This window comes from Pedobacter jeongneungensis (assembly GCF_000633455.1).
Lineage (GTDB): Bacteria > Bacteroidota > Bacteroidia > Sphingobacteriales > Sphingobacteriaceae > Pedobacter > Pedobacter jeongneungensis_A.
The window spans coordinates 88787-101150 of sequence record NZ_AYMG01000038.1; the positions used below are offsets into that span (position 1 = coordinate 88787).

The 12364-nt window shown below is 39.7% G+C and carries 7 protein-coding genes; all 7 read right to left on the reverse strand.

Going from position 1 to position 12364, the window contains the following annotated elements; all coding sequences use genetic code 11:
- Positions 1-257 precede the first annotated feature (257 nt).
- Positions 258-1124, reverse strand: coding sequence for a hypothetical protein (locus U859_RS0127710; RefSeq protein WP_025146473.1), 867 nt, complete (start codon positions 1122-1124; stop codon positions 258-260).
- On the reverse strand, positions 1124-2635 hold the full coding sequence (locus tag U859_RS0127715; protein WP_025146474.1) for an AAA family ATPase: 1512 nt from the start codon (positions 2633-2635) through the stop codon (positions 1124-1126). The genes U859_RS0127710 and U859_RS0127715 overlap by 1 nt, the downstream gene beginning before the upstream one ends.
- 453 nt (positions 2636-3088) lie before the next feature.
- The gene (locus U859_RS0127720; RefSeq protein WP_025146475.1) at positions 3089-4165 is read right to left on the reverse strand and encodes an alpha/beta hydrolase family protein; all 1077 of its coding nucleotides are present in this window, start codon (positions 4163-4165) and stop codon (positions 3089-3091) included.
- Positions 4165-6162: a TlpA family protein disulfide reductase gene (locus U859_RS0127725; protein ID WP_025146476.1), complete on the reverse strand. Its 1998-nt coding sequence runs from the start codon at positions 6160-6162 to the stop codon at positions 4165-4167. Before U859_RS0127725 ends, U859_RS0127720 begins: the two co-directional genes overlap by 1 nt.
- A 60-nt stretch (positions 6163-6222) precedes the next feature.
- Positions 6223-7620 carry a RagB/SusD family nutrient uptake outer membrane protein gene (locus tag U859_RS0127730; RefSeq protein ID WP_025146477.1) on the reverse strand — a complete coding sequence of 466 codons (1398 nt, stop codon included), beginning with the start codon at positions 7618-7620 and terminating at the stop codon, positions 6223-6225.
- A 10-nt stretch (positions 7621-7630) separates the two neighbouring features.
- Entirely contained in the window at positions 7631-11221 is a 3591-nt protein-coding gene (locus tag U859_RS0127735; RefSeq protein ID WP_084153166.1) for a SusC/RagA family TonB-linked outer membrane protein, read from the reverse strand.
- Between the two features lie 36 nt (positions 11222-11257).
- Positions 11258-12277, reverse strand: coding sequence for a FecR family protein (locus U859_RS0127740; RefSeq protein ID WP_025146479.1), 1020 nt, complete (start codon positions 12275-12277; stop codon positions 11258-11260).
- Positions 12278-12364 lie beyond the last annotated feature (87 nt).

A 12364-nucleotide genomic window follows, 5' to 3' on the forward strand; every position in this document is an offset into this window, starting at 1 on the left:
GATCATTGATCTTACAGGTTAATGTTCCTATTGAAACCCGCCTGGGTTTTCTACCGTAGCTTAACCACCTGAGCTGGTCGTACTAAACCATTGTATCAGCAGAGCCATGCTAAAAATTTACCGGACCTGCTTCAAAGACAATAAATCCGGGGGCCAAAGGTCTAACCGGCGGAAATCGATAAAACATCAAGGTTTTCATTCTTAAACCCTTCTATTTTGATTTGAACCTGAGCATTAGCAATTGATTGTGCTCCATTTTAGACCACGAAGCCGCCTTCGCAAAACCAAACGTCTTTAGCCAAAGCGGTATACATTGCAGTTTGCCACGAATTAACATGAGCACTCCTGCGGCTGTTTCGCATTTCTTTTAAAATATCCATCACAGCAGACCTCCCCACGGTACTTAGCAGGTTGGAAAGTAGATAGTTGAGGTTCGTTAATTCATTTGCTGCTTCTGCACTGTAAAGCGAGTTAAGTGCCAGGCAGTCGAAATGATGCTTCACCCTATCCTTTAACAGACCATCCCAATGATTTGGACAGGAAACGTAAAAACTGACAGATACAGGAGTCGTTCTTTCAACTTTGGCCTTTAACCAGAGTTCATTTTCCACATTATCAAAATAAGGATGGAGAAGCTCATCTTCAGCTTGTTTTGGATATTTACTACCCAAAGTAAAATTACAATCCTTGCAGCAGGGGATCAGATTGACCGGTGCTACACAAAGTAACGGATAATAGGCTTTACTCAGATAGTGGTCAATTGTGGAAACCTGGCGATGAAAACAGTACGGGCATTTACTGTTTTTGGGTTGGGCCAGTATTTTATCATAGAGAACTCTGCCTTTGGTCCCTCTTAATGCGAAGCAGTTGGTATAAACAGCTTTCATTTCGCTGATGGTAACCAATCCAAGCACCCGGATATCTTTATTTGCTTTCGTGGATTTATTACGGGGGAGAGTGTAAAGCTTATTCGAGGCTACTTTAGCCTCATAGCGGACTGCCGCGTCGGCAACATCATGTGCTGAATGCTCAAGCCTTTTTTTTAAAGCCTTATCTTGAATTATAGAGATGCAGTCAAGAAAAACAGTTTTTGCATCATCTGTCGGTTTTGGTAATACCCACATTACAATTGATTCCTTTGATTAGCAAACAATACCCTGGCGATTGATCTGGCTTCCATTCCAAGTTCTCCATCAAAGTATTCCAATAACTCCTCATAATTTTTAACCTCACTGACGGCCTTTTTCAATAATTGGTAGAATCCGGAATCTGTTACTTCAAGACCGAATATTTCTCTGGTAAGTATGCCAACATTCTCACCAAAGGTTTGTATTTCGGGCCGCGTTGCGGAAGCATTGGCGCCAAACCTCTGAAGTTTATATACACAATTCTGCGGAACTTCCTGTAGAATTACTGGTGAATGGGTGGCAATTATACATACTCCATTAAGGTCTATGAGTAATTCTGAGAGGGATCGGGTAAAGGCAGACAATAATGGCGGATGAAGGTGTGCTTCTGGTTCATCAATGAATACGAGGGTTTTCTCCTGCACTGTCTCGATGAGCCTGGTAATCGACAGCAGAATAATCATATGTCCAGAACTGAGTTTATCAAAAAGTTCCTTTGCTTTCTTTTCGAACTCCATACCACTCAAGTCAAGTAATTGCAAGATATCAGCTTCTTTGAAATTCGGATCTGATTCCAAAGCCCTGATTCCCTTTATGAGATTGTCGGTTTTAAAAGTTTCCAAGCATTCAGTGAAAGATTCCCGAAATTCAGCGGAAAGATCCGGCCCGCTTTTGATGCTAAATCCCAGTGCAGAATTACTGGCTTCACGTTTAAGCCCGATATATTTAAATTCAATATTTGTTTCTGGGCTTTCTCTATCAAAAAAAGGAACCATCATATCAAAAGCACTGAAAGAAATCTGGACAACATTCACAAAGCGGTCATCAGCTTCTTTAAAATACAGGCCAGTTTTCATTTCTTCTTCGCCATGGTACAAACTAGAAATCATATTGTTAATAAGACTGGTTTTGCCTACTCCATTTCTTCCTATAATAACATGGATATTTGTTGGCGGGTTGGATTCAGGCACCACTTTGAATGATAATTTCATTTCAGGACTTTCGGGTCTGATTTTAGGACTGTTAAACCAAAACCGGAAGTTTGTTAGTTTAGCTCCTCCCAATGCCATTCTGTGATATTGCCCTTTGACAGTAGCAATGTCAAGCCCCCTGAACAAGGAAGATTTCGTTACTTCCTCGTGCTGTGCCAGTTCGAGTATACTTGGATTGTAAGCAATATCCCGAAGTGCATGCAGAATCGATTCCCGTTGATCCTTTTTAAGTCGTTTTAAATTTTCATAATATTCCGTCCCGGCACCTAATGAAAAAAATTCATCAGATAAGAATTCTAATTCATCTTCTTTGGATAAGCGACGATCACCATCCTTTTGTCCGTAATATCCGATTCTCACATTACCGATATTATGGCGATTCATTTCCTGATCAAAATAAATTATACCGAAAACTGTTAGAAAACCATAATCATTCCAGGAATTCCATGTTAGAAGAATCATGTCTGCTTCGACTATAGAGCGATTGAGGTATCGCTGTACGATTTTGATTTTCATTAATTTGGGCGTTCTGGTTAAATGAAATAGATGGCCTAAAATACAACTATCAATACAGATAAAAATACCTTGTCTGCAAAAAAATATTTTTCATAAAGTAAGTGGAAATGTTTGGATGCAAACTAAAACAACCCGAAAAGAAGCGATGATATGTTATGCATATTTGAAGTTTTTGCCAGTAGGCGTGAAAAATAGTTTCAAGCATAAATCCCTGGACTTTTACTGTTTAAAATTAAAGTTATAGGCAGAAGAATTAATAGTTGGAAGTAACCGCTGGAATAGTATTAATAGGAGATTCTCAACGTCCAGGGATAAATTCAGAAGAGCTTATTTATTTCTACCGTCTATTTCTTCCATGGATAAAATTAATTATAACCTGGAAAGTTCAGACCCTAAAATCATTCTGTTAATAACTCATCGATCCACGACCCGTAAAAACAATGTACTACGTTTCTAGCGGACATTCTTCGCAATCCAGTCTTTGATTACAGTCAGGGCTGTCTCCGAGAAACCAGTTTTAATTTTTACACTTTCTGCATTATCACAAGTCGTGCAGGCTAAGAACAAATGGTTTAAACCAGGTAGTTTGATGGTCATTACTTTTCTGTTACCTCCTGCCAAAGCGAATTTTTTCCAGTTCAATAAATTTTCATCAGCGGCTACCATTAAATCCTTATCGCCGTTTAATGCCAAAATCGGAACTTTAATTTTTGAAATTGTTTGTTCGGCATTATATTTTATAAAATACCGATACCAGGGACTGGTTGCATTTTTTGAGTAGCTGTATATTGGGAACCGAAAATGATCGAATTTAATATTTAATGTTTTAAAGTAAGCGTCGTCTTTAATTTTCCAAGCCTTGTATGCATCATTCAGCTTCACTTCCATGCTATCAGAATCCGCAAATTTCAGGGCAGTTTCAAACATAATACGATTAATTTCATTTGACCGTCTTTTATCGTAATCAGGCAGGGCAGAATGATTGACCAAATCTTCATTTTGTTTGATCTGCGCATCAAAGCCACTCATCGCCAATCCGGCCAAACTAATTAAAAACCTGACCGCTTTACTTTTTTCAGCTGCCAGTGCGATTACCGCCCCACCTTCGCTGTGCCCGAGTAAACCTATCTTCTTCCGATCAATATCTTTTCTCCCATTCAGATAAGTTATGGCATCCAATGCGTCATTGGCGAAATCTTCTGTGGTGGCTGTTTCATATACCCCTGTCGTTTTGCCCAGTCCGCGATCATCCGTTCTCAGAACTGCAACCCCATGCGCATTTAAATAACTGGCTATCTCCAGAAAAATTTTATGCCCCGCCATTGTGCCATCGCGGTCCTGTTTTCCCGTTCCTGAAATGATAATCACGGTTGGAAAAGACTTCAAGCCTAAGGGCTTACTAAATGTGCCTCCGAAAGTTATTCTCCCATCTGCACTTTTAAAAGTAACACTGTCGCTAACCATTTGCGTTTGCTGCGCAAAAGAATTGAAACCGCAAAGCAGGGTTAAAAGGAAAATCAGCTTTTTCATTATTTAATCGTTTTGGTGATGTCCACCATGGTTGAAATCTCATCTGCCAATTCAGTAGCACTCCCGTTAAAACCAATCGATCTGAATCTTGCTATACCATTTTGATCCACTATGATTTTCTGCGGGATGCCCGAAATCTTGAATGTTTTACAAACCCGGTCAAAAACTTCTCCGGTAGCTTTACCACCTGTTGCCTTATTATCAAACAAAACATTAAAAGGGTAATTATTGGCCTTGATGTAGGCTGCAATCTCCTTTTTATAATTTTCACCACGTTCCTCGGTATCTACAAAATAGAAAACCACATTTGGGTCTTTAGCGTATTTCTCGACGGCAAGTTTCATTCCTGGAAATGAGGCTTTACAAGGAACGCACCAAGTAGCCCAAAAATCAAACACCACCGTTTTGCCTTTCAAATCCTCCAGCTTAATAGTGTTTCCATTTAAATCCAGCATGGCAAAATCAACCATAGGAATTTCCACCTGTTCCTTCAAAATATCTGCTTTCATTTTTTTACTATCGGTAGCGTTTTTAAGGCTTGCCAAATAAGTATCAAATCCTACTTCGTTACCTTTTTCTTTCACATATGTACTTTTTAACATGGTTAGCATTTCAGCGCTCGCTTGATTTTCATACACACTTTTTGCCAATACTGTTGACAAGCGTTCTTTATCTTTAAGCTTTGCTAAAGTGATGGAAAGTTCATTATTAAATGAAGCATTTTTGTATCCTGAAATCGGTTGCGCGGCATCGGCATAAATTAATGCCGTTTTGTATTTACCCGCATTGTTTAACAGGTGGATATGATCGGTAACGATTTGTTTTGCCATCGTGTTATTAACCATTTGAACCCACTCCTGCTGAGATAAATAACTAAATTCTTCCGGTCTGTTTGCCCTGATGAATTCCAATCTCTTTACGAGTTTCTCCGAAACAGACATCAATACTTTTTCCGCTACTTCCTTCCTTTTTAAGGGAATATCAACGATTTTATAGTACAGGTTATTAATCATTCCAAAAGATAGCGCACTTAAATACTGATCTAAAGCAGCATGATTTTTCTCTGTGTAACTACTGAAAACGATAATGTTCTGCTTGATGATATCATAGTTTATCCTATTTTCCTCATTAAATGTTTTATCCGTTGCATTCTCGGGGAAATCTGCTAAAAACTTTCTGTATCCAGCCAAAGTTAATGTGATATCATTGCTGGTAGGTATAGCCTTAAATGCAGCTAAGCGTGCCAGACTACCTTTGGGGAATCTTTGCATTAATACCTTTTCAACGGAATCTGCTATTATTTTGTCCGGCAGTAATCTTAACAAGATCTTCCTTGCATTTAACAGATCTCCTTCTGTTGCCTCAGCCCTTTTTAAGTAGGCAAGAATGCGTTGCAATCTTGGCGGCGCATCTGTTTTGAAAGTTGCATTTGTGGCTACAGCATATGGATAGACCAGGACTGATTTTGAATCCTGATTAAAGCTGATTTCCTGATTTAACCAGTGATACGTAGCTGAATCACTAATTCCCTCGAATTTGATATAGTTTGGAATATCTTTACCATACTTGGGTGAGCGTGAAAACGCCCAGCCCGCGTATGCGCCTTTGGCCATTAAACCAGCTCTTTTTTTATCCCGCATCATCAGAAAGTAGCCTTGATCATGGTTATTATCTACAAGCGTATCGGCTTTAAATTTAAAAGCAAGCAAACCGCAATCTTTTGGAACAATTACCGAAACACTCCAGTTATTTTCAACCCCGTTGAAGGTGACATCACTGGCATACCATTTGTAATTTTGATAGCTGTACATCACTGCTTCTACTTTTTTCTGATTTTTTAATACAGTGCTGCTTGCGTCATATTCAACTTTGATCGTGTCGCCATTATGTACGATTTCCGGAAACGACCTAAAATTGGGTTTAGTTTGTGACGAGGCGACGGTAACAAAAAGTGAGAACGAAATTGAGGACAGTAGGAATTTGATTTGTTTTTTCATCTGCGTTTCATTAACTGCCAGACTTTCGCCTGGCAGTAATTTTATATTTGTGTGTTGTGTTTAAGGATTTTTTTCCAGTTCTGGATTTAAATTAGTCAGGTATTCTGCAATTGGAAACACATAACGGTCACTATTTGGGGCTAAAGTGTATGTTGATGCACCATAATTCCTGGTATAAGTACGCTGAAAAGGAACCTCATTTTTCAATCGCCTCATATCCCACCAGCGGAGCATCCTGCCAAAGAACTCCCTCCGGCGCTCTTCAATGACTTTTACTAACGCATCAGCACCATTACTGGCCGTCAGAGCAACATAATCAGCAGATTTGAAACGTTTGATGCGCAGGTTATTCACCCATAGCATTGCATTAGCGGCATCTCCGTTTCGGGCGAATGCTTCCGCCTTTATTAATATCATTTCAGGAACAGAGGGACCAACGTTTCTGGTTTCACCAATTGCTCTTTCCCTGTAAAAATATCTTCCGGTATAGGTTGCAGAAATAGTGGAGGCGGGAACGGTAAATAATGTATAGCGTTGATCAGTGGTACCTAAAATACTTAACAGCTCATCGCCTAGGCGAAAAGCCGTGGGCGTGTATGCAAGTGTTCCATCAAGAGTTGTTTTAGAAAGCAAAATCTCAGGATCTGTGATCCTTTTGGGATAATTCGTGCTCGTAATTGTTGTTATTGCACTCAGATCATTCAGTGTACTTCTCAGGCTCAGCGCTAAGTCAGCATACCTCGCTGCATTTGTATAATCGTTCATATAAAGGTAGCAGCGCGCGAGCTCACCATAAGCAGAGGCTTTGCTGGGTAAAGTATTGTATGCCTGCGTAGTCGGTAAAGCAGGGATAGCTGAGGTGAGGTCTGCAATAATTTGCTCGTAAACTGTTTTAACTGAAGCTCTGTTTAATTTCTGGGAAACAGTTTGTGCAGTTAAAAGCGGGACACCTAAATCCGTTGCAGCTGTTGCGGCATTATAGGGTTTAGCATAATTATTAACTAAAACCAGGTATGCATCTGCCCGATGAACCAGTGCCTCAGCTGAAAGCTCCGCTTTGTCCGCTTCTGTTCCGTTGCTTGCCGGTAGTTCATTGATGATCGTATTACAATATAGAATTCTTGAGTACATAAAGTTCCAGTTCCGGTCTTGCTCGTAACTCGCATTACCAACCGGATAGATAACAGGCTGCCACGTGTAAGTATTAACATAGTAACCGTAAGCTAAGCTATTCAAGGAGTTAATCTGAGCGGCATCAATGATATTAAGGTCATCGGAGGCAAAATCTGACAGGTTGGAACTTGTTTCGAAATTACTGGTAGCGTTTAACAGATAACGGTAATTTATGGTTTGATTGGGAACCAAATTACCCTGTGTTTTAATATCCACGTATTTTTTACAGCTGCAAAAAACAGACATTCCAATCAGAAGAGAGAAGTACTTATATTTTGAGTTCATTTTGACAGGGTTAAAAGTTGACATTTAAAGAAAAATTATATGACACGGTAGCTGGTAATCCGAGCGTTGTTGTACTTAGCGATCCTGCAAAGTCGGGATCATAGCCTTCTTTATTGGCAGTCCAGAGTAATCCAAGGTTACGCACTGCAAAACCGAAGTTTGCAGCCTTGACAGCTTTGGTGATCTTACTGACTGGTATTTTATAAGAGAGCGAAAGTTCACGTAAACGAATATAATCCCCTTTCAATACATTGATATCGGACTGCTGGTACCTCAATAAACTCTGTGCTGCGTAAACGCCTGCAGCACCGGGAACGTTTGTAGTAAGCTCATCGCCTGCTTTTCTCCATCGCTTATCAATATCTTCACTTAAATCATATTTTGTTCCCAGCCTTGTAGATGGATAACCACTAATTGTTGGTCTCAAAAACACATTTCCAAATTGATAAGTAGCTACAGCCATTAGTGTAAAATCCTTATAGCGCACTGAGGTATTTAAACTTCCAAAATGTGGCGCGACACTTCTGCCTGCATATGCCAAAGCACCAAGCGCTGTTACGTTCTGTGCAGCTGTGACTTTATTGTTATTTTCGTCGTACACCTGCGTCATTCCTGTAGCATCCAGGCCCGCATTTCGATAAACAAAGACTTTATCGCTTGCATAGCCACTGATTAATGGCCCGTAAACTGGATTTGCGAAGAAACTGGAATTGGCAACGAGCCTACTATCTGTGACTTCATTTGTGTTATATGCATAATTTAGCCTGCTGGTCACTTCCCAATCATTATTGTTGTAAATAAGGCCTGTTAATGAAACATCGATACCTTTTCCTTTTAATTCAGTTGAGTTTCTGGTCAATGAGGTAACACCATAAGTTCCATTCACCGGAAAAGTGAAAAACAGATCCTCACCATGCTTGCGATAAACATCAATACTTCCATATAACCTGTTTTTGAACAAGCCATAATCCAGGCCAATATTGGTCACATAGGTTTTCTCCCATCGAAGTTCGGGATTAGCGGGCGAAATGATTGTGGCACTAGGCAAACCTGTAGTTCCATCTGTCGGAATTATACCGATATAGGTGAAGGGAAAAAGTGTTGTTGATATATTTCCATTCACACCATAAGTTGCTCTGATATTTAAGTTTGACAGCCAAGACTGGTTATTAAGAAATGATTCTTTATAAGCGTCCCATTTCACACCTGCAGACCATAATGGCGTTGCCCTGAACTTGCGATCAACCCCAAAATTATTGTAGTCATCATACCGCACACTTCCCGTTAGCGCGTACTTACCTTTATAGGTATAGGCAGCATTACTATAATAAGACAGGTAGCGGCGGGTTTTATCGCCTTGCGATGCTGCTCCCGGCAAGCTTTGACTGAAACCTGCAATGGTGGTATAAGGTGTAAAATAATTTACACTTCGGGAAATGCCTGTTCCCGTATTATAGCCATACAGGCTAGAAAGCCCCTGCCCCAATTGCGTCTGGCGGATTTCCGCACCTGCAATGGCAGTAAGCTGATGATTTTCCCCAATTTTATCATCGTAACCTAACTGACCCCTCAAATTATAATTATTGTTGGTGGTATTAGTCAAAGATAATATACCAGCTCCAGGCGTCAAGCCAACTGAATTAACGGTGTTACCGGTGGTCGGAAGTGGCGTAAAGGTATTTACCAAATCACGGTAATAATAGGTATTCTCATTATAATAACGTCTAGTTGCACTAAATGTACGTTCAGTGCTGAAGAATGCAGTTGCGGAAAGACCTTTTATAAGAGGTACATTTAGATTTAAGTTAACCGAATAGTTATTGTCTTTTTGGCTCAGATCATTATTGTCCAGTTCATCCAAAGCATTGTAATTCCAATTCAGATAACCTTTGGCAGAAAGTGTGTTCTGCCAGCCTGAATAATATTTCATCGAACGCTGAACACGGTTACCATTGTCATCAACAATTTGATTGTATGGCATAAAAGTGACAGCAGATGGATTATAGAAGCTATTCAAACTTATTCCATTATTTTTGAACGTTAAAAATGAACCCTTAACATTTGTAGACAGTGTGGCCTTTTTAAAAAGTTTAAATGTATTATTTAAGGTAATGGTCAGGCGTTGCCCTTCATTCCCGATGGCATAGGGTTGCTCCTTACTGTAAGAAGCGGAATAAAAATAACTCGTTGCATTCCCACCACCATTGATTGAAAAGTTATATTGCTGTGTAGTTGCGGGGCGAAGGAAATATTCTGATATCTGACTGCGGCTATCTCTTGCAGTGTACTGCGCAATCTGGCTGTCATAAGCTGACTGTGTAATTGTACCGGCTTTGAGCTTAAATAGAAGATCCGTTACCTCACTAACCGGAGCTCCTAATGCCGTTGCTGCATTTGGTGTGGCAATAAGTCCTTTTGTTACCAATTCTTTTTCATAATCAATTGTTTGTGCAGCATTCATCATGCGTAGGTAATCCAGATTCGGTGCATTTGACACAGAACCGGTCGCGGAAAAACTAATTGATGGCGCTTGGTTCATTCCACCTTTTTTCGTCGTGATAACAATAACACCGTTTGCAGCACGTGTTCCCCATATTGAGGCTGCTGCCGCATCTTTCAGAAAAGTAATATTCTCAATATCATTTGGATTGATCGTTGACAAATCAAGCTCTGAAATCGCTCCATCTACAACCACCAGTGGAAATGTTTCCCCCTGAAAGGTACTGTTACCACGAATAGCAACATTGTAATCTGACTTCCCCACAGTACGGGTTCCACCATTTAATGCAATCTGGCTATTGCTGTAAACAAAACTGTTATCACCGGAAGTCAGGGTTACCTTTACCCCGGGAATCTGTGATTCCAGGATTTGTGCAATGTTGGCAATTTTAAATTTCTCGATATCTTTTGAGGATATAGAGAAAGCTGCACCAGTTGAACGTTCTTTAGGCAAGGTTTGATATCCATTAGAAACAATATTCACATCCTGAAGCTGGGCTGCGTTGGACAGCTTTAAATTTATGATTAAGTTCTTTATGTTCCCTGACATGCTAACCATTTTCGGCTCATAGCCAACATAAGAAGCGCTGATCTCCATGGTATTTTCTGGAAAAAAAGCAGAAAACCGGCCATTAACATCCGTTGTAATTGATTTGTTGGATGAATTGCTCTTGATGTTTGCGCCGGGAAGCGCATTACCTAATTCATCGATAACCTGGCCGGTAATAAATTTATCTTTTATTTCCGCTGCACCTCCGTTCATATTCTGGGCGGGCGATTTAGGAGAAAAAAGACGCTCATCACGCGTTACGATGGTATAGTTTCCGTCACTTACGTATAAAAACAGCAAGTTATTGGGATACAAAACCTGCTTCAGGGCTTCATCTAAATTCTTGGCTTTTAAGCTTTCTGCAGATGTTGTTTTGCCCTGAACAATATCATGTTCATAGGCAAACTTGGTATTATATTTCTTTGAAATGGCATTCAGCGCTGTCTCTACGGTTATTCTGTTCGCATTCTGTTGTGCTTTTACAGGCAGTACAAATACGATAATCAAAAACATAGAGATACAGCCGAATGATCGGGTAAATCTTTTTTTCATTTTAGTTTGGTTTGGTTGTTGATTTTACTTTAACAGTTATCTTCTGTTCTTCAGGTAGATTGTTTTTCCTTCTTTTTGTATGTCTACATTTAAAATGTTTTTAAGGGTAAAGAGTAAACTTTCTTCGCTTTTTATAGATATGGCGCCATCTATTTTTTTATTTCCAAGTGCAGGGCTATCCAGCATTACTTTATAGCCATACAAATCTTCAAATTCTCTTAAAATTTCATTTACTGTAGTTTGGTTGACGACGATTTTCCCGCTCAGCCAGGCGGTTTGATTGGCAAAATCATTCACATTTTCAACACTGTTTCCGTTGCCATCAAGATCGATGAAATCCCCGGGATGCATCACATAGCTTTTGCCCGTACTGTTCGAACTGACCTGAATCTTACCCTTGATCAGGGCCACGCTGGTTTTACGGTGACGATCCTTTAGGTTAAATTCTGTTCCAAGGACTTGAACGCTCGCTCCATCAGTGATGGCTATGAACAATTCTCCCTTTTTAACCTGATCTGAATTAATATTAATGTGTTTTACCTTAAAGTAAGCCTCGCCTGCCAAATGTACTTCCCGACGGACTTTCCAGTTAAAAGCGCGGGCGTAGGTTAAGCTTGAATTTGCATTCAGTTTGACTTCCGAGCCGTCTGGCAGGTGTACCAAACGGTTTTCTGCAAAATCAGATTTTATGGTGATCTCAGAGAGGAAGAACCAGGAAATCAGCGTGACCATCAGAAAGCTGGCAGCAATCCCGGAAGTCCATACTAATCGGATTAATTTCCTCTTTTTGCTTTTTTGAATCGCATCTACAGACAGGTTGATATCCTGCAGAAGCAGCTCACGAAAATTAATGGTTTCAGCTTTTGGCTGATCACTTAAAATAAGTTGTAATTGTAATTTCGCTTCTTTAAACGATTTTAAATTTTCAGGCTTAACAGCTTGCCAGTTATTCCAAAAAGAAACATCACTAGGATTATTGTATTTTACATAACGCAAAAAATCTGCATCATCTAAAAAATTCTCGGCATTATATGAATTATATGTTTTGTTTGGCATAATTACGAATGATTTTAACGACCATTCAATTATACAAACAGGAAATATTTAAAAACTACCCCATAGAATTCAAATTATTTTGTTTTT

What these genes read in the sequence shown, in the direction of transcription:
- U859_RS0127725 (WP_025146476.1), bottom strand. Translation starts at nt 6,162, where the DNA reads ATGAAAAAACAAATCAAATTCCTACTGTCCTCAATTTCGTTCTCACTT.
- U859_RS0127710 (WP_025146473.1), bottom strand. Translation starts at nt 1,124, where the DNA reads ATGTGGGTATTACCAAAACCGACAGATGATGCAAAAACTGTTTTTCTT.
- U859_RS0127720 (WP_025146475.1), bottom strand. Translation starts at nt 4,165, where the DNA reads ATGAAAAAGCTGATTTTCCTTTTAACCCTGCTTTGCGGTTTCAATTCT.
- U859_RS0127740 (WP_025146479.1), bottom strand. Translation starts at nt 12,277, where the DNA reads ATGCCAAACAAAACATATAATTCATATAATGCCGAGAATTTTTTAGAT.
- U859_RS0127735 (WP_084153166.1), bottom strand. Translation starts at nt 11,221, where the DNA reads ATGAAAAAAAGATTTACCCGATCATTCGGCTGTATCTCTATGTTTTTG.
- U859_RS0127715 (WP_025146474.1), bottom strand. Translation starts at nt 2,635, where the DNA reads ATGAAAATCAAAATCGTACAGCGATACCTCAATCGCTCTATAGTCGAA.
- U859_RS0127730 (WP_025146477.1), bottom strand. Translation starts at nt 7,620, where the DNA reads ATGAACTCAAAATATAAGTACTTCTCTCTTCTGATTGGAATGTCTGTT.